This window comes from Rheinheimera salexigens (genome assembly GCF_001752395.1).
GTDB classification, from domain to species: domain Bacteria; phylum Pseudomonadota; class Gammaproteobacteria; order Enterobacterales; family Alteromonadaceae; genus Alishewanella; species Alishewanella salexigens.
In genome coordinates, this window is the sequence record NZ_MKEK01000001.1 from 2,726,484 (window position 1) to 2,745,731 (window position 19,248).

A 19,248-nucleotide genomic window follows, 5' to 3' on the forward strand; every position below is an offset into this window, starting at 1 on the left:
CTTATTGCATAACAAAACCGGTGAAAAGTACTTCTTCTACTACCACCGAACCCACTACTTCTAATAATTCTTGTTGCAAATTACTTAATGCATTATTTTTTAAGACATCTCGGCCAGAGGGTGCACTTAAATCATCGGCATTGCCCGAGCTAAATGTCTCTAACAAACTACCTTCAATCAGCGGAATATGGCGCATTGCTAAACTTTCGTTTTCTTTACCACGTACCAATAATTGTACTTTTATTTGCACCATTCTATCCCGAGCACTACCAGGCACATTAAACACAAACGGACGAGGTAATGGCACATATAGCGCAGAGCCTGTCGTTGTTTTAAGGTTAGTACTGTCGGTCGCCGATTCAGCACCATTATTCATAGTTTGCTTATCTTGACCATTAAACAGAAAAAAATACCCACCGCCTGCCAGCAACAATATTAAAACCCCTGCTGCGATCATAATAGTTTTCTTCTTACCCGACCCTTCTGTGATCACTAAATCTTTGTCTGCTGCCATGTTTTAACTACCTATAATTACTCTTGCGCTATTATGCGGCTCTAAGCTAGATAATGTAAATCTTTGTACGTGCTTTCTTGCCAGCCAAGTGATTTAGCCAAGTCATTTACGCATAATAATCTACTAAACGATCTGAATGCTTTACCGTTACTTGGATTGGCATGCCAAGTTGTTCTTCATTAGAGCTTTCGCCGGCTAATTGCTGATTTTGCTGCTGTTGTTGCTGTGCTAACTGCCGTTGCTGTTGTTGCGACTGCTGCTGCACTTGGCCTTCAGCCAGTTGAATACCTTGTTGTTGCAACATTTCACGCAAACGTGGCAATTGTTGCTCTATTAGCTCTTTAGCTTGATGCTGTTGCACGGTAAATTGCACCGTTGCCTGATCTTGCTGCATATCTATTTTTATTTGCATCATACCCAGCCCAGCGGGATCAAGCCTAATTTCGGCTTTTTGTATCTGCTGGCTTAACATTAAACTCACCTGCTGTCGCATATGCCCTGCGGCATCTTGCTGCATTAAGTTAATGCTTTGCTTTAATTGCTCAGCATGCGTTGTCGTTGGCGCTAAATTATTGGTTGCCGTCGCTAAACGTGATTCCATAGCCGTCGCTTGCGCGTTAGCTAAAGTTGCAGAAAAGCCCTGCTCTGAGCGCGCTGCAGTAACAGCAGAATTTGTAGGCGTCACTTTATCAGCAAGCTTTTCAGGCGCTTTCTCAGATGCAGTCGCCGCTGCATCTGTGTGCTGAGCTGCAGTTGTCAATTTATCTGGCCCGGTTTGTGCCTGGCTCTGGTTGCCCTTAGCTTCGGCTACAAATTTAGCATCAGCTTTAGTATCTGTTTTGGTATCGGCCTTGCTAGCTAAGTTAGCTGCAGTAGCTGAAAACGCAGTCTTAGAAGAATTAGCTTGAGCTTTATCGCTTTTCGCTGCATCTGTCACAGCCGTTGCCACCTGTTTTGCGCTATCGTCAGCTGATGCAGTCGCTTTAGTTAAGGCTGTTAATGATTCGGCGTCGCTAGTTGTTGTGCCATCTGCTTTAGTAGGCTGCTTGTCAGCTGGCTTTGCCTGCTTGTCTGCGAAACCTGCTATTTTGTCTGCATGCTCCGGCAGTTTTATGACGGGTTCAGCATCATCAGTAATCGTAACGGGTCCATTACTGATCACCGGCTTAGTGCTTATCGCCGCTGCAGCGGCTAACTTTTCAGCTTTAGTTAACTGTTCGGCGGTTTTGCTTGTACTTGCTTCAACTTTATCCGACTTTGCAGACTGAGTTTGCAATTGACTTGTTATTAATTGGCTATCAGCTTTTATGGTATCAGCCGGTTTAGCATCTGTTTGCTCAGAGCCGTCTTGGCTTATATCCGTTGCAGCAATCGCTTTAGCATCTGCTAATTCTGCTAATTCTGCTAATAAGTCTGATTCGGCATTATCTTGGTCCGAGTTATTGCCTTGTTCATTAATAGATATTCCTTTAGCGTTAGCGCCAGCAAGGCTGTTGTCGTTAGAAATCGCTTTGTTAGAATTAGTTAAGGCTATTTGCTGTAATAAGTTGCTAGATAACAATTCATCCGCCGCATCGGCAGCTATGTTAGACCCAGTATCAGCATTGGCTGTATCAGCGCTTTCAGTCTTTTTTTCGCTGCTGGCTTCAGAGAAATGGCTGACGGCGGCAGGAACTTGCCGCTGCTGAATAAAAGACTTATCTGATGTTTCTTTGGCTAAAATAGCACTAAAAGCATTGTCTTTTGGCCCTTGGCGTAAAGCGCTATCTGCGCTATTTGCACTGCCTACACTGCTTAGCAACATTGAAACCTGTCCACTTGACATCGAAATCTCCTGATCCTGCCTGAACCTGCGTGCTGTAATGACCGAGCACTTGTAAAGCACCCACTAAAGCGACTAATGCTAAGCTTTTAGTAAAAGCATTGAGCTAAAATTCTATCGCTTATGTTTTACATACAAATTTCAGGCCAATGTAGTAGACAGCAGCGTTTTAAATCCAAATTTAGCTATTCTCAGCGCTTTTTTCTAAGGCTAACCGACGCATAAATAATTGGCTGGCATATTCATCAGCCGTTTTTTGTTCTTGTTTCATCTGTTGCTGCAAGGCAGCTGTTTGTTCACGTTGCACTAATAACTCTAAAGCTTTACGTTTTTTCTGCATTTCTAACCAAGTTTGCTTGCGCTGCTCGGCTACTTGCCGCGCTTGATGCATCGCCTTGGTTTGCTGAACTAAGGCTTGATCCAACTTACCTATAAAGCTAACAAACTGATTATACTGCCGGCTTTGTAACCCAGAGCTACCTTGTTGCTGGCTTTGCAGAATATATTCGGTGCGGTAATTAGCTAAACCTTGATACTTTTGCTCGGTTTGCTGATAAAACTGCTGAGCATTTATAAACTGCGCTTGTAGTTTTTCTTCGCGCTGCTGTTGTACTTTAATCAACATAGCAAAACGATGATTTATCATAATTTACCTTGGCTTAAAGGCATGATCTGATTAAGTTGCTGCAAACTCTCGTCATAAGGAATAACGTCGGTCATGCCTTGTTGCAAAAACTGATTAATTTTCGGCATCATAGCAATGGCTTTATCTAGCTGCGGATCACTACCGCGAACATAGGCACCAATAGCGATTAAGTCCTTACTTTGCTGGAAGCTGGCATACAGTTGCTTAATGGCTCGGGCTTGATATTGATGCTCCATACTGGTTACCGCTGGCATTACTCGGCTTATCGATTTTTCAATATCAACAGCCGGAAAGTGGCCTGAATCAGCTAAAGTGCGAGATAACACGATATGGCCATCTAAAATCGCCCGCGATGCATCAGCTATGGGATCTTGTAAATCATCGCCTTCGGATAAAACAGTATAAAACGCCGTAATAGACCCTTGGCTACCAGAACCATTACCCGCGCGTTCTACCAACGCCGGTAACTTAGCAAATACCGAGGGCGGATAGCCCTTAGTTGCCGGTGGCTCGCCTACCGCTAAGGCAATTTCGCGTTGGGCTTGGGCATAACGAGTAATAGAATCAATGAGCAACAACACATCTAAGCCTTGATCCCTAAAGTACTCGGCCACTTGCACTGCAGTTTCACAGCCTTTTAAACGCATTAATGGCGACACGTCGGCAGGGGCAGCAATCACCACTGAACGTGCCTTACCTTCTTCGCCAAGTATTTCTTCAATAAATTCTTTTACTTCGCGGCCACGCTCGCCCACTAAGCCAACCACAATTACATCTGCTGCTGTACCGCGGGTCATCATGCCTAATAACACACTTTTACCCACACCCGAGCCTGCAAATAAGCCCATACGCTGGCCTTTACCCACAGTGATAATGCTATTAATAGCTCGCACGCCTACATCTAACGGCTGCTTAATCGGCCGGCGTAATAACGGGTTTATCGGTTTACCTTTGGCGGTAGCATATTCAGTGGTAGCAATGGGTCCTTTGCCATCTAACGGTGCACCTACACCATCGATAACTCTACCCAGTAGGTTTAAACTAAGTGGTACACCTTTATAATTCAGTAGTGGTGTCACTTTTGCCCCTGGTACGACGCCAGAAACATCATCTTTGGGCATTAAAAAAATACGATCATTAGCAAAGCCCACCACTTCAGCCATAATTTCGCCTTGGGCGGCTTCAACCATACACGGCTGACCAATAGCAGCGCTGCAGCCCGTTGCTTCTAGTGTCAGGCCAACAACACGGACTAAATGACCAGCAACCGCAGGTCGCACTGTTTGAATATATTGTTGCTGCTGCTGTAAAAAGCTGCTGAGAATATCGCTGCTAGACATTATTGCTCTTCGTCCAAGTCTTTATCTAAGCGGCGATTAGCTTTGCTAGACGCATCAAGGTGTGACTCTTCAGCTGCCGTATAGTTTTGCTCGGCTGCTGCAGGCTCTGTAGCTTCTGGGTCGGTGGCTTCTGGGTCGGTAGCATTCTTATCGTCGGCAGCTGATTCTGCTGCCTGATTTTTTGAGTGCTCGCCTTCTGGGCTCTCTCTTTCTGAGCTCAGATCCTCTGAGACATTGCTATCTGGGCTATCAGCAATGTTTTTCGCCGCATCTTGTTTGTCCAATTGCTCTAACTCAATAAAATGCGCCAAGCTGGTTTCAATGCGCTGCTCTAAGCTTCTATCCACACTAGATAAGGTACTTTGTACTAAACAACCGCCTTCGCTTACATTAACCGCCGGTGTTAGCTGCCAGCCATTTTTAGTGATATCTGCTGCGGAATAAAACTGCTCAACCTTAGCAATATCAATTGGGTTTAGTTTAATAACGACATTTTTACTTTGTAGCGGTAACGCCGAGGTGGCATCAGATATGGCTTGTAAAATAACATCAGGATTAGTTTTAGCTTCTACCGCAATCACGGCTTGGGCCATGGCTAAACTGAGTTGTAATAGTTGCTGCTTCACTTGTTCGTTAACGGCTAATAACGGTTGCTGTAATTGACTCAGTAATGCCGTTAATTGTTCGCGCTGAGCGGTTAACTCTTGCTCAGCGTCGGCTAAGCCGTTTTTCTTACCTTCGGCTTGGCCTTGTACCATGCCATCTTGCTGGCCTTGCTCGCGCCCTTCAGCATACCCTTTACTAAAACCTTCTTCTTTACCTTCGGCAAAGCCTTCGTCATAAGCGGCTTGACGAATTTGCTCCATATCGGTTGCAGTTAACGGCTTTATATTAAATTCTTCTTGCTCATCAGCTTGGGCTGATTTGTTGCTAGTAGTCGATATATTTAATGCATTGGTTTTAGGCTGACCTGCGGCTTGGTCAGCCGTTAAATCAGGCGTAAACCAATGCTGCAGTTGCTGTTCGGTTTCGTCATCCGGCGAAAATGGCCGACCGTAATTAAAGTTTTTTTATCACTCATGCCAGACATACCTTTTACCGCAAAATAACACCAATATTATCTAGCCCTTGCTAGGTTTTATACGCCAGCCCAATATTAATAAGTTAGCGATAAAAAGTCAGTTATCAGAAATCATTTATAAGAAATCATCACCACCACCACCACCGAGCATAATTTCACCGGCGTCAGATAACCGTCGTGCAGCTGATAGTATTTCTTTTTGGGCGGCTTCAACATCACTTACTCGTACTGGTGCCATCGCTTCTAAATCATCTTGTAATAATTCAGCGGCGCGTTTAGACATATTTCTTAAAATTTTCTCTTTTAAGTTTTCGTCAGTGCCTTTTAATGCCTTCATTAACACATCTTGTTGCACTTCACGTAATAAGGTTTGAATACCCCGGTCATCAACATCTACTAGGTTTTCAAATACAAACATTAAGTCTTGAATTTGCTGGGCCATTTCTTCGTCATTTTCACGAATAGCGTCCATTAGCAGGCCTTCAACGTTAGTATCCATATAGTTAAGAATATCTGCCGCAGCTTTTAAGCCACCCATTTTCGCCGTTTGCGTACCCGCTTGACCGGCAAATTGTTTTTCCATAATTTCGTTTAATTCTTGTAATGCCGCTGGTTGCACTTCTTCTAAGTTGGCAATACGCATGGTTAAATCTAACCGCACCTTCTCAGGAAACTGCGATAAAATCTCTGCCGATTGCTCAGGCTCTAAATAAGACAACACAATAGTTTGAATTTGCGGGTGTTCATTACGAATAATGCTGGCTACTTGCTTAGAGTCCATCCACTTCAACGAGTCTAAGCCTTTAGCACCGCCACCTAAGACAATTTGATCAATTAAGTTAGCCGCTTTTTCTTCACCTAAAGCGGCGGTTAATGCCCGCTTGATAAACTCTTCACTTTGGAAACCAATGGTACTAAAGTTCTGAATTTGTTCAATAAACAAACTATGCACTGCAGAGATTTTAGCTTGGTTTAAATCAACCATTTGCGCCATCGCCATGCCCACTTTTTGCACTTGCTTTGGCTCTAAGTGTTTTAAAATTTGCGCCGCGTCTTCTTCAGACAAACTCAGCAATAAAATAGCGGCCTTTTCTACGCCGTCGAGTTTACCTACATCAAAGGTAGGTTTTGTTGCTTCTAAGCTACTCATCTTCAGCCAACCAATTTTTTACCACTAAAGAAGACAATTCAGGCTCATTGGCAACCAAGGCCCGAACTGCGCGTAATAGATCATCATCGCCATGTAAGTCTGGCAGCATTAAGGTGCCATCTGCCGCGAAACCAACCGAATTTTCATCAAAAGATGAGTTTAACATGTCAATTGTGTCTTCACCCAAGTCTAAGCCTTTGCTCATAGATTTTTCATCATAAGCGTCTTTAGTATCTTCTGGGTAAATCAATTTCTTCAGCATTGGCCGCACAATAAACATCAGCAGCACAATAACAATTAAACCACCAATAATCAGCCGTATTAACCGAGTAAACCATTCTTCGGTATAAAACGCCGGTTGCTGAAAATCAATAATGGTATCTTTAATAAACGGCACCGATATCACTTCTACTACATCACCACGTTGGGCATCAAAACCGATACCACCTTGTAATAAGCGACGAATATTCATGATGTCTGCCTGGTTACGCGGCTCTGGCGCTGCGCCATCTACACTAGGCTTATAATCTACCGCAACCGATACACTTAAGCGCCTAATAACACCACTTTGCTGAGTAATATGGCTAATAGTGGTATCTAATTCATAATTACGCGTGGCTTCTTTATGGCTACGACCAGGAATAATTTGTTGCTTACTTTCGGTTGTGGCTTGTTCAGGAATAGTTGAATTTAATGGTGGCTGATTAGATAACGCGCCCGGAATACCGCCGCTTAGGCTGCCAACATTACTTTCTTCAACCGTCATTTCACTGCGCACAGCCGGTAAATCTGGATTAAAGCGTTTTTGGGTTTGCTCGGTAGCGGTAAAGTCCATATGCAAATCGACTTCGGCAGTATAGTTACCGTAACCTAATACCGGCATTAAAATAGAGTCAACTTTTTGTCTGTATTCAGCTTCACGCGTACGCTGCAACTCATATTCACGACGTGAACGTGCCGATGTAGCACTTTGTGAACCGCTATTTAATAAGCGACCACTTTGATCAGTAACCGTTACCCGCGTTGGCTCTAAACCTTGTACCGCTGAGGCAATAATATCGACAATAGCATCAACTTCACTATCACGGATCACTGTGCCACCTCTAGCTGTCACTAACACTGTGGCAGAAGGCAGTTTTTGTTTTCTGGCAAATACGTTTTCTTTAGGAATGGCTAATAACACCCGAGCACGCGAGATACTTTGCAACTCTTCAATGGTACGGGCTAATTGTTGTTCACGGCTATGCTTTAAGCGTTCGGTTTCTAAGCGCTGACTAACGCCAAAGCCGCTATCTTTTAATAAAAATTCAGTGCCGGTTGAGGCTTCTTTGGTTAAACCGGCCCGAGATAAAGACAACTTAATTTTTTGAAACTCATCTTCAGGCACCAATATCACGCTGCCTTGCAATTCATACTTTACTTTTTGCGAATCTAAATGATCTAAGGTTTGGATCAGCTCTTCCGTGGCATAAGTACCCAGCGGCCGTAATTCAGGCTGCTTAGCCCAAAATACAATTAAAATGGCAATGGCTAAACAAATGGTTAAGGCGACAACCATAGTAATTTGCCGAACTAAATCAGTCCCTGCAAAAGAGCCAATAAAACTAGGCTTATGTTCTTGTTGTTCACCGCTGGCGTAGTCATTACCACTTAATGCCAGTTCGGTTGATTGATTATCAGCCACTTATTATTACTCCCTATACCGGCATCGACATAATTTCTTTATACGATTCAACCAGTTTGTTACGCACTTGCACCGTGGCTTCAAACGCTAATGACGATTTTTGACTGGCTATCATCACTTGGGCTAAAGACACATTAGGATCGCCCATTTCCAGTGCGTTACGTAGTTGTCCTGTTTCTTGCGCCAGGTTATTAACATTGCCCAAGGCTTGGGTTAATAACTGACTAAAATCTGTTTGGCTAGGGTTAACTTCAGCAGTATTTTTAAGCTTTAGCTCAGTACCAACAGCTCGAGCTTGCACTGCCATTGATTGCATTTCGGCATATAAGTTTGGGCCTTTGATATTCATCGCTTCACCTGTCAAAAAATTGCTGTTTAACTAGCTTTTTAACTAGTTGTTTAACTATTAGTTATATACAAAGCATTAACTGTGCCAATTATAACCAACTGGCTATAGCCATAAAAAAACGGGTGTCTAGCACCCGTTTTCTGATATCAAACCGGAATATCAATGCCATGCTCACGCATTCGGGCTAACTTATAGCGCAAAGTGCGATCGCTAATACCGAGCTTTTCAGCCACATCTTTGCGTTTATTGGCGCAAGCTTTCATGGTCGCCAAAATAATTCGATGTTCTTGATCATGCACGCTAGTTTTAAAGTCAGCTGCGCTATCCAATGCCGAATCAGCTAAAACAGGAGCATTAGCGACAGGCTCAGCTTCTGCTGAACTAAATGATGACATTGGAATGCTTTCACTACATTCCAGCATAATATCTGCGGCTTGAATTTCATCAGCACTAGAGATAATTAATGCCCGCTGGATCACATTATCCAGCTCGCGCACGTTACCCGGCCAAGAATAGTGGCTCAATCGTGCTGCGGCATCCGTGCTGAGTTTGGCAATAGTGCGGCCTTCATTGCGGCAATATTTAGCAATAAAGTGCTCGGCTAAAGGCACGATATCCTCAGCGCGCTCGGCTAAAGCAGGCCAAGTTAATGGAAACACATTTAAGCGATAAAATAAGTCTTCACGAAATACGCCATCGGCCACCGCTTGTTTTAAATTGCGGTTACTGGTGGCGAGTACACGAACGTCCAATTTAATGGTTTTACGGCCGCCTAAACGCTCAACTTCGCGCTCTTGTAACACCCGTAGCAACTTAGCTTGCAGGTTTAAATCCATCTCGGTAATTTCATCTAACAAAATGGTGCCACGCTGGGCTTGTTCAAACTTACCTGGGCATGCTGCTATCGCGCCAGTAAAGGCGCCTTTTTCATAACCAAATAAAGTTGATTCCAACATACTCTCAGGAATGGCCGCGCAGTTTATGGCAATAAAAGGCCCTTGGTTTCGCTCAGATAATTGATGAATATAGCGCGCCAACACTTCCTTACCCGAGCCACTAGGGCCTAAAATCATCACGTTAGCATCGGTACGGGCCACACGGCCACACAACGTGAGTAACTGCTTACTACTTTCAGCCGCAACAATCGGCTCTATAGTGGTTATGGCCTCAGCGCTAACATAGCGGCTAACAGTGTTGACCAATACTTCCGGTGAAAATGGCTTGGCTAGGTAATCAATAGCGCCTAAACGAATCGCTTCTACCGCCGCTTGCACGGTGGCATAGGCGGTCATAATTAATACCGGTATCTGTGGATAATGCTCACGTAAGGTTTTTAATAAGGTTAAGCCAGAAACACCGCCTAGCTGCACATCCGACACCACTAATTGAAATGGCTGCTGCTTTAACAATAATAGTGCCGCTTCAGCACTATCAACCGCTTGCACCTGATAACTGGCTAACATTAACGTATCTTGCAATGCTTCGCGCAAACCAGCATCGTCTTCAACCACTAAAATTGTTTGTTTCACGCTTAGCCTCCACTCTGTTGCAGGTTAGCGGTTTGCATTGTTTCACTTGCTTGCATAGGCAAGGTTAATTCAAAGCAGGCCCCGCCTTGCTCGCTCGGTTTATAACAAACAACACCATGATGTGAGTGAGCAACCGCTTGCACTACCGCCAGCCCAAGCCCAGTACCTGTCGATTTATTGGTAACAAAAGGCTCAAAAATTTGCGACTGAATGGCTTTGGCCACACCTGGGCCATTATCGGTTACAGCAATAACCAGACTATTAGGCTGTTCTCTTCTCTCAGTTATGCTTTCAGCTATGCTCAAACTAATCTGTGCTTGCTCAGGTTTAGCCTGCAAACTGTTTTGAATTAAATTTAAAATGGCGCCACTTAAGGCATTCATATTGCCAATTATGCAAGCTTGCGGTGCCGTTACCGTAACGGTTAACTGGGCATTAGCCGCGACCAAAATCGCATCGGCACTGGCTTGAATTGCCGTCACTAGCTCGGTAACACTAAAAGGCGCAACGGCTTGAGAGGAATCTGAACGGGCAAATAACAGCATATCATTCACTTGCTGTTCTAAATCTTGCAGTCGTGATTGCAGTTTTTGCTGAAACTGCTGTTGAGTTTGCATAGTAATGCGTGGGTTAGCTAAATTTTGAGCATACAACATAGCGGCAGATAAAGGTGTGCGAATTTGATGGGCTAACGACGCCATCATTTTGCCTAAACTAGATAACCGCTGCAGATGACTTAACCGGCTTTGCAAAGCACGGGTTTCGGTTAAATCGGTCAGCATAATTAATTGCCCTGGTTGGGCTTGGCCAGAAGAAGCGGCAATGGCGCTAATGGCTAACTTAACCCTACGGCCATCTTTTAACGACACTTCTAAGCCATCATCACTACGTGGGCTAAAGCTGCGGGTAATTACATCTAACCAGCGCTCGCCAATTAACGGCTCACCTAATAAGTCTATTGCTGCCGCATTCGCTTGATACACGTAACCACGTTGGTCTAATAAAATAACGGCCGCAGGTAACGCCTGCAATAAGGCATCAGCTTGATTATGCTCAGCGGTATCAACTGTGCCTTGTTCGCTATACCGAGAGGGTAATATACTTAAGCTAGCCGAAGGTAAGGTCGCGGTATAAAGGGATGAAAGAGCAAAAGCATTGGCCATAGTCATAGCTACCTTAGAACAGTTAAACAATAACGTCCTATAGCTAATGCAAGGTTCAAGCCAACGCAAGATTGAATGTAAGCAATTGATTTTGAAGTAATTTACAACCAAAAAAGTCAGTATTCAACTGTCAAAATACTGACTTATAACGTTAGTCTTCTTTATTCAGATTATATTTACGCATTTTTTCCACCAAAGTGGTGCGGCGTAAACCTAAAACTTCTGCCGCTCGGGCCACCACATATTCATGGCGATGTAATGCTAGCGAAATAAAATGGATCTCTAACTCGGCCAGATGCTCTTTTAAATCTAAACCGTTTTCGGGTAAATGCTTAATATTGCCATTAGCATAAAATGATCCATTGCCGTTATTCTGCTCTAGCTCAGCATTTTCCGCAGCCTCTAAATCAGTGCCTTCGTCATCTTGGTCAAAATCGTCATCGTCAGATTGAAATAACGCATTCAGTAAGTCGCGCTCTTGCAAACTTTCCGGATATTCTGGTTGATAGCTTTCAACCTCTAAATGACGATACTTTAACGGTAACTCGGCCACATCCACCACTTGCTCTGGATACATAATCACCATGCGTTCTAGTAAATTAGCTAATTCCCGCACATTACCCGGCCAAGGGTGTAACTTAAGGCTTTCAATGGCACGATCAGTAAATTTAACATTGGCCTTATTACGCAGTGCATTAACTTGTAATAACGCTTGAATTAGCAAACCTAAATCATCAGTTCGTTGTTGCAGTGACGGTGTTTCAATGGGAAACACATTTAAACGATAATATAAATCTTCACGAAAGCCACCATCAATAATCATCTGCTCTAGGTTGCGATGGGTAGCCGCAATGATGCGCACATCGGCTTTAATCACTTGAGTACCGCCGACCCGCTCATAGGTGCGTTCTTGCAATACACGTAACAGCTTTACTTGCATCGGCTGCGGCATATCGCCTATTTCATCTAAAAACAGTGTGCCACCTTGGGCTAACTCAAAACGACCTTTACGGGTAGAAATCGCGCCAGTAAAAGCACCTTTTTCATGGCCAAACAATTCGCTCTCTAACAGCTCTGCCGGAATAGCACCGCAGTTAATGGGCACAAAAGGCCCCGCCTTACGATGAGATAATAAATGAATATTACGCGCCACCACTTCTTTACCCGTGCCCGAGTCACCTAACACTAAAACGTTAGCTTCGGTTGCCGCGACTTGCTTAATTAAAAATCGTACCTGACGCATCGGCTCAGAATTACCGACCATACCATCAAACTGCACTTTACAGTCATGTTGGCGTTGGCGTGGCATTAAACGGTGATATAACTGACAGTCGCGTAATAACTGGGTTAAAGAGGCATAAGCAAAAGGATCGGTAAGCAACCCCACCACATTAGAAAATTGTAGTAACGGCTTTAAAGGCTCACCCAATAATAAAAACGCCACTGTCGGATAACGCTGAATAATCTCAGCATGCTGCTGTTCGGGTAATGCACCTAACAGCACCACAGCCGTAGCATCATCAGCCAGCTTTGACTTTAATGTAGCTAAGTCACAGCTTTGATGCGGCTCAGAAATAAAGTCTAGCACCGTACTTAAACGCTCAGCACGACCAGGCTGTTGATCAACAATATAAGTTATGGGGCTATTAGACCTAGCGGGATTATTCGACATAGTACTACTTAGGTTCTTATTTTTTGTTCTCGTTTTGCAGTCATTGTACTAAGCAATGGCTAGCTTGCAACCAAATAGGCTAATTTTTTGACGCAGTGTCAAAATTTTAGCGCTGAATTATGTTTAATTAAACGTAATTAATGTCATTAAAGCTATTTACTACTAACTCATCGTATTAAATTACACTTAATTGCGGCATAGTTAATGCTTGTAGTGAATGCTAGCATTAATTACTAATTGTAATTGCTAGCTTATTAACAGCTTGATCGTAATTTAATGATATTGATCTTGAGAATTAATTACGGTTTAATTTCGGTTGTTTTCGGCACCAGCCGATAAGCCAATAAAATTACTAAGATGGCTGATAATACAGCTGCTGAGGGCATTTCATGTTTAATGGTAAAACCATTCTAATTACTGGCGGCACAGGCTCTTTTGGTCATAAATATACTGCCACTTTGCTAGCACGTTATAAACCGAAAAAAATCATTATCTTTTCCCGTGATGAGCTAAAGCAATATGAAATGCAGCAGCAGTTTAACCAAAGTTGTATGCGCTATTTTATTGGTGACGTAAGAGATGAGCAACGCTTAATTCGTGCCATGCATGGCGTCGATTACGTGATTCATGCCGCAGCGTTAAAACAAGTGCCAGCCGCCGAATATAATCCAATGGAATGCATTAAAACCAATATTAATGGTGCCGAGCACGTTATTAATGCTGCTATTGATAATAATGTTGAAAAAGTAATTGCATTATCTACTGACAAAGCAGCCAACCCAGTAAATCTTTATGGCGCGACTAAGCTGGCTTCCGATAAGCTATTTGTCGCCGCTAATAATATGGCTGGCGGCAGTCGTACCCGATTTTCGGTGGTTCGCTATGGCAATGTAGTCGGCTCTCGTGGCTCAGTAGTACCGTTTTTTCAGCAATTACAAGCTAAAGGTAGCGATCATATTCCTATCACTCATATCGATATGACACGTTTTTGGATCAGCCTGCAGCAAGGCGTCGATTTTGTATTAAAGAATTTTGAGCGCATGCTCGGTGGCGAGATATTTGTGCCAAAAATTCCATCAATTCGTATTGTAGATTTAGCCAAAGCCATGGCACCAGAATTACCGATTAAAATAGTCGGTATTCGTCCAGGTGAAAAATTGCATGAAATGATGTGCCCGGGTGATATGTCTTATCATACCTATGAATTTGCTGATCATTACGTTATTGCGCCAGCCATTAAATTTTTTAATCGTAGTAATGATTTTTCAAGCAATGGACTGCAAGAACAAGGCAAACTGGTGGCAACTAATTTTGAATATGCGTCTAATACTAATCCCGAGTTTTTAAGCGTTGAACAAATGAAACTCTTTAATCAGGATGCCATGCTGTGATCCCCTATGGTCGTCAACATATTAGCCAATCAGATATTGATGCGGTAACAGAGGTACTACATAGTGACTTTTTAACTCAGGGGCCAGCCGTTCCTGCTTTTGAACAGCGCTTAGCCGAGCTAACCACAGCTCAACATGCCATTGCGGTTAATAGTGCCACATCTGCTTTACATTTGGCTTGCTTAGCTTTAGGCGTTGGCCTTGGCAGCCGTGTATGGACTTCACCCATCAGCTTTGTTGCTTCCGCCAATTGTGCTCGATACTGTGGCGCTGATGTAGATTTTGTAGATATCGAACCTGATACTGGCAATATGGCCGTTGATAGCTTACGAGAAAAGCTTGAACAGGCCCGCCTGACAGATACCTTGCCACAAGTGGTAATACCGGTGCATTTAGCCGGCGCTAGTTGCGATATGCAACAAATATATTATTTAGCTAAAGAGTTTGGTTTTAGTATTATTGAAGATGCCTCTCATGCTGTAGGTGCACAATATCAAGACGAACCTGTGGGAAGTTGCCGTTATAGTGACATCAGTATTTTTAGCTTTCACCCGGTAAAGATAATTACTACTGGCGAAGGCGGTATTGCGCTTACCAATAAGCCTGAATTAGCCGACAAAATGCGTTTATTAAGAAGCCACGGTATAAGCCGTGACGATAACTTAATGACCGAACTTAGCCACGGCGCTTGGTACTATCAACAGTTACAGCTCGGTTTTAACTACCGCATGACAGATATACAAGCTGCATTGGGCTTAAGCCAAAGCACACGTTTAATGCCTATTATCCAAAAACGGCAACTGCTTGCGGCTAACTATGATCGGCTATTGGCTAATTTACCGTTAGGCTTACCACAGCTAGATGATACTAATATCAGTGCTTGGCATTTATATATTATTCGTTTAAACGACAAAACTAAGCGCAAACTGGTGTTCGATGGCTTAAGAGACGCAGGTATAGGAGTAAATGTGCACTATATTCCCATTCATACTCAGCCTTATTACCAGCAGTTAGGTTTTGATTGGGGCGATTTCCCTATCGCTGAAGATTTTTACGAGCGGATAATAAGCTTACCAATGTTTCCTGAATTAACGGGTGAACAGCAGCAATATATAAGCGAGATACTTCAACAGCTGCTTGATAATTAGCTTTCAAAGCAATCCCAATTGGTCGGCTTGTTCTGTTGCACGGCAGCTTTAAGCCGACGACCAATTAGCTGATGATAATATTTTGGTGCTAAACCAAAACCAGGCCTAACACTGCGAATATGTTCTTCAGTAATCGTTGTGCCGGCGGCTAAATCTGCTACAAAATACAAAGAACGCCTAAATTTAACATGGCCTTGCTCACTACTTTGCCGCGCATAACTTACTTGGCCTAACGCTTGCCACGCTGTTTTCACGTCTCGACATAGAGCCTGTAGATCTTTGGGTTCTAAAGAAAAGCTATCGTCAGCTCCGCCACCATTGCGATCTAAGGTGACGTGTTTTTCAATAATACTGGCTCCCATCGCGATACTAGTAATAGCCGTCACATTATCTATAGTATGATCTGATAATCCGGTTAAAATATTAAATTGTTGCTGCATATCAGCAATTGTTCGTAGATTATAGTCTGCCGCGGGTGCTGGATAACCACTGACGCAATGCAAAATTGCTAACTGTTTACAACCGCCTTCACGAGCGGCTGCAATTGCTTCTGCAATTTCTTCTGCATTTGCCATACCCGTTGAGATTATCATCGGTTTGCCAGTTTGCGCTATATAACGAATTAATGGTAAGTCTACCGCTTCAAAAGATGCGACTTTGTAAGCGGGAGCATTAAGCTGCTCCAATAGATCTACTGCCGTCGTATCAAAAGGAGAACTAAATATCGTGATACCAATTTGATGGGCATACTCAAATAGCGGTTTATGCCAATGCCATGGCATTTGAGCCTGTTGATATAGCTCATAAAGGTTTCGGCCATCCCATAACCCACCACGGATCATAAAGTCTTCAGAATTAGCATTTAAAGTTATGGTATCCGCAGTATAACTTTGTAGCTTAACAGCATCGGCACCGGCTTGTTTTGCCGCCAAAATAATTTGTTTTGCTCGCTCAATACTACCATTATGATTGGCAGACATTTCAGCAATAATATAAGGTGGCTGCTCAGTAGAAATCTCCCTGCCATTAATAATGAACATGCAAATCCCTCTTTGTTGTTGCAGTTACAGTTTGCAGTGCCGATAAATAAGTATCATCTAAAACATCGGTCATAAAAAACAATTCAGGTTTAGCTCTGCCCATAAAAATCACACTTGGATTAGCTTTTTTTACTTGTTCAAACTGAATTAATCGCTGTTGCTCGCTGCCGACTAAAGGAACAGGAAAACCTGAACTCTGGCCACTAGTACCAACATGCTGCAAACTTGCTTCAATGCTAAACAGCCCCATTTTTTTGATTTCATTAATAATTAATTCTGCACATGGTATCTGCGTAGGCTCATGGATAACTTCAACACTACACCGATAATCTGCATTCTGCTCTGCTGCTTGTATATTGCTATATAAGGTTACACGATAACTATTAAACGACGCTTGGTGACAATACACATAGTGACATTCAGTTGATGGCGGAGCGTCACTAATATAATGTAAAATACTTATAGCACGAGTTTGCGGGCGAGTTTGCGTAACATTATTTAAGCCACTATAAACAGGAATTGTCCAGATCACCTTTTTAGTCTTAATCTGGTTATTACTCTGTAACGTAATCAGCTGACCATCATCAACTTCTGTACATTTCTTTATGCGTTCAGAGAATAAAAACTGGCCGCCTCTTTGGCTAATTTGTTGCTGTAACAGCTTTATCCAGTTACCCACCCCCTGTTGCTGATTAGGATAGTACCACCTGCTTTGCCGGGGCATTTCTAGATCATCAGTAAAAGCTAAAACTTTATCTAAATGCTTTATTTTTTTTAAATTAATACTGAGTTGCCGCTTGCCATAAATTAATCGATTTAAACCATAGTATTTTAATGCTGATGCACACAGCTCTGTTAACGATTGATTCGTCAACTTTTTCATTAAAGGTGCAAAGACGTTGTTAGTTACAGCTTGGCCATAATGATGATGTAAATAATGCTCAAGGTTTCCAGCTTCAAAGACGCTGTCATTTGTATGCAGCAATTCCAATAATGCCACATAAATCAAGCCATCATCATGGCTTAAATCAGGAAATTGCGAGCGCTCATTAAACTGTTGATTGAAATAGTTCCCCACTTTTAAAAAGCTTAGTTGATGCCAGTTTTTACATAACTCGGCAGGGAAAAGTAACTGGTTCAGCTCTGGGTAACGGCTTTGCTCAGGGATATGAGTTCCAAAATCAAACTGCATATTAGCAAAAGATTCTGAACGTAATAAACCACCTGCAGTATCGGCACTATCGACTAAGGTAACTTTCGCTTTAGGCGTTTTAGCTAAAATGGTTAATGCTGCAGTCAAACCTGAGATACCCGCACCCACAATTAGGTAATCAACATTTTGCATTCAATATCACTCCTGCGTTAGCTCAGTAACTGCAATAACTTAGCATCAAATCCTTGATGACAAACTGCATCAGGCCATGCCAAATGACTAATAAAACCCTGCCCTTTTTGTTGGTACTCTGGATGAACCCACTGTTGATATTTTAATTCAATTTCTAGGTCTGCAAAGCGACTAGCTTCTTGCTCTAAATAAATACGGGAGCCTTGATTAGCATAATAGCAATCAGCATCCAACTGCTGCAGGATCTGTAATAACAAATCAGTTTTACTGCCAGAAACGTTTAATTCTGAAGCTCTAAGCAACTGAGTTTTTATACCCATTTTCTGGCAGAAAGCACGGATTAAAGCAATGTTTAAATCAGCCAGTTTATCGAACTCTTGATCAAACACCGCTTGCAAAAGCTGCTGCACCTCTTTTAGGTAAGGCGTTTTACCTAAATAAGTTGAAATTGAATTGAGATGCTTACGTTGCCAATTTAAACCTTGCTGAGCTAATTTTATATCTTGAATCTTTGCACCCAACGAATGTGACTGAATTGGTACTGATAACCAAATCAACTGATCTTGATGATCTTTAATTCTATTACGGGATTGCCAAGATTGCTTTTCAAATTGGACAGTGTCTAAAAACACAAAACTATCAACTTGAGCTATTTGCTGGAAGTAACCTAACCAAGGTAGATAAGTAGGTTGACTAATAGCGACTTTAATCATAATTGTTCTTACGAGGTAAAATAGCAGTTTGCTTTAAATAACAACTAAACTCAAATGGAACCACACCAGGTTTAATTTCATAATCATGACGCAAGGCAATTAAAGGGGTGATATTTTCTTTACAGTAAGTGAAAACAACACTGGGATCGAAGTAATATAAGTTCGATGCCTTAAAATCGACGTAAGTGCTTAAACAATTAAAAGCGAGCCCTTGGCGGCATAAAGGAAATAATATTTTGAGTACTTTCTGCATAAACTGCTGATTATGTTCAATATCGTTATTAAAAACGCCACTGATAAAAATTAGGTCAAAAGTTTCTGTTACTGTTGATTGCAGAATATTGCGCTGCTCAAATCGAGCTTCAGGATGGTGCTGCCTAGCAAGTTGTAATAATTGAGGGGAAATATCATAGCCAACATACTCTCCAGTAAATCCCTGCTGTTTAAGGTATGCAAATAAATGCCCAGCTCCACAGCCAAAATCCAATATTTTTTTATGTTTAAAGTCAGGGAAACCCTGTAATAAAACCTCAAAACGTCGCTGCTGGGTATCACTACTACTTTGCTGAACAGCATGATGTGAATATCCATGGCTCGTCGCTAATTCATCATAATGCTTAGATAAGCTCTGTAACTGGTGTTCTAAAAAGTCATCAGTCAT

At 42.5% G+C, this 19,248-nt stretch carries 17 protein-coding genes; 2 read left to right on the forward strand and 15 right to left on the reverse strand.

Annotation, left to right across the window (positions count from 1 at the left end; translation table 11 throughout):
- Window position 1: 1 nt before the first annotated feature.
- From fliL to BI198_RS12445, 11 genes are all read right to left on the reverse strand, one after another.
- Window positions 2-514, reverse strand: coding sequence for a flagellar basal body-associated protein FliL (gene fliL / locus BI198_RS12395; RefSeq protein WP_070049835.1), 513 nt, complete (start codon window positions 512-514; stop codon window positions 2-4).
- A 106-nt stretch (window positions 515-620) separates the two neighbouring features.
- Complete coding sequence (locus BI198_RS12400; RefSeq protein WP_083256610.1) at window positions 621-2,339, reverse strand: flagellar hook-length control protein FliK; 1,719 nt, start codon at window positions 2,337-2,339, stop codon at window positions 621-623.
- Between the two features lie 178 nt (window positions 2,340-2,517).
- Window positions 2,518-2,982 (reverse strand): flagellar export protein FliJ, encoded by a 465-nt coding sequence (fliJ, locus tag BI198_RS12405; protein WP_070049837.1) that lies wholly within the window; start codon window positions 2,980-2,982, stop codon window positions 2,518-2,520.
- On the reverse strand, window positions 2,979-4,322 hold the full coding sequence (gene fliI / locus BI198_RS12410) for a flagellar protein export ATPase FliI (protein WP_070049838.1): 1,344 nt from the start codon (window positions 4,320-4,322) through the stop codon (window positions 2,979-2,981). Before fliI ends, fliJ begins: the two co-directional genes overlap by 4 nt.
- On the reverse strand, window positions 4,322-5,338 hold the full coding sequence (fliH, locus tag BI198_RS12415; RefSeq protein WP_083256611.1) for a flagellar assembly protein FliH: 1,017 nt from the start codon (window positions 5,336-5,338) through the stop codon (window positions 4,322-4,324). Before fliH ends, fliI begins: the two co-directional genes overlap by 1 nt.
- A gap of 180 nt (window positions 5,339-5,518) precedes the next feature.
- On the reverse strand, window positions 5,519-6,553 hold the full coding sequence (fliG, locus tag BI198_RS12420) for a flagellar motor switch protein FliG (protein WP_070049840.1): 1,035 nt from the start codon (window positions 6,551-6,553) through the stop codon (window positions 5,519-5,521).
- Complete coding sequence (gene fliF / locus BI198_RS12425; protein WP_070049841.1) at window positions 6,546-8,237, reverse strand: flagellar basal-body MS-ring/collar protein FliF; 1,692 nt, start codon at window positions 8,235-8,237, stop codon at window positions 6,546-6,548. The genes fliG and fliF overlap by 8 nt, the downstream gene beginning before the upstream one ends.
- Window positions 8,238-8,250: 13 nt before the next feature.
- A complete protein-coding gene (gene fliE / locus BI198_RS12430; protein ID WP_070049842.1) occupies window positions 8,251-8,586 on the reverse strand; it encodes a flagellar hook-basal body complex protein FliE in 336 nt (111 codons plus the stop codon).
- Between the two features lie 146 nt (window positions 8,587-8,732).
- Complete coding sequence (locus BI198_RS12435) at window positions 8,733-10,115, reverse strand: sigma-54-dependent transcriptional regulator (protein WP_070049843.1); 1,383 nt, start codon at window positions 10,113-10,115, stop codon at window positions 8,733-8,735.
- A gap of 2 nt (window positions 10,116-10,117) precedes the next feature.
- Window positions 10,118-11,284, reverse strand: coding sequence for a sensor histidine kinase (locus tag BI198_RS12440; RefSeq protein ID WP_235605328.1), 1,167 nt, complete (start codon window positions 11,282-11,284; stop codon window positions 10,118-10,120).
- Window positions 11,285-11,429: 145 nt separating this feature from the next.
- Entirely contained in the window at window positions 11,430-12,950 is a 1,521-nt protein-coding gene (locus tag BI198_RS12445; RefSeq protein ID WP_070049844.1) for a sigma-54 dependent transcriptional regulator, read from the reverse strand.
- A 389-nt stretch (window positions 12,951-13,339) separates the two neighbouring features.
- Between BI198_RS12445 and pseB the strand changes: the two genes are divergently transcribed.
- Together pseB and pseC are read left to right on the forward strand one after the other, a co-directional pair.
- Window positions 13,340-14,341, forward strand: a complete 1,002-nt coding sequence (gene pseB / locus BI198_RS12450; RefSeq protein ID WP_070049845.1) for a UDP-N-acetylglucosamine 4,6-dehydratase (inverting) — start codon at window positions 13,340-13,342, stop codon at window positions 14,339-14,341.
- On the forward strand, window positions 14,338-15,489 hold the full coding sequence (pseC, locus tag BI198_RS12455; RefSeq protein ID WP_070049846.1) for a UDP-4-amino-4,6-dideoxy-N-acetyl-beta-L-altrosamine transaminase: 1,152 nt from the start codon (window positions 14,338-14,340) through the stop codon (window positions 15,487-15,489). The genes pseB and pseC overlap by 4 nt, the downstream gene beginning before the upstream one ends.
- Here pseC and pseI read toward each other — a convergent pair.
- Genes pseI through BI198_RS12475 form a run of 4 tightly spaced genes read right to left on the reverse strand, consistent with a single transcriptional unit; the run spans window position 15,486 to window position 19,248 of the window.
- The gene (gene pseI, locus BI198_RS12460; protein ID WP_070049847.1) at window positions 15,486-16,529 is read right to left on the reverse strand and encodes a pseudaminic acid synthase; all 1,044 of its coding nucleotides are present in this window, start codon (window positions 16,527-16,529) and stop codon (window positions 15,486-15,488) included. The two genes, pseC and pseI, sit on opposite strands and share 4 nt — an antisense overlap.
- On the reverse strand, window positions 16,516-17,874 hold the full coding sequence (locus BI198_RS12465; protein WP_070049848.1) for an NAD(P)-binding protein: 1,359 nt from the start codon (window positions 17,872-17,874) through the stop codon (window positions 16,516-16,518). Before BI198_RS12465 ends, pseI begins: the two co-directional genes overlap by 14 nt.
- A 17-nt stretch (window positions 17,875-17,891) precedes the next feature.
- Complete coding sequence (locus BI198_RS12470) at window positions 17,892-18,587, reverse strand: WbqC family protein (RefSeq protein WP_070049849.1); 696 nt, start codon at window positions 18,585-18,587, stop codon at window positions 17,892-17,894.
- Window positions 18,580-19,248 (reverse strand): class I SAM-dependent DNA methyltransferase, encoded by a 669-nt coding sequence (locus BI198_RS12475; protein ID WP_074467420.1) that lies wholly within the window; start codon window positions 19,246-19,248, stop codon window positions 18,580-18,582. Before BI198_RS12475 ends, BI198_RS12470 begins: the two co-directional genes overlap by 8 nt.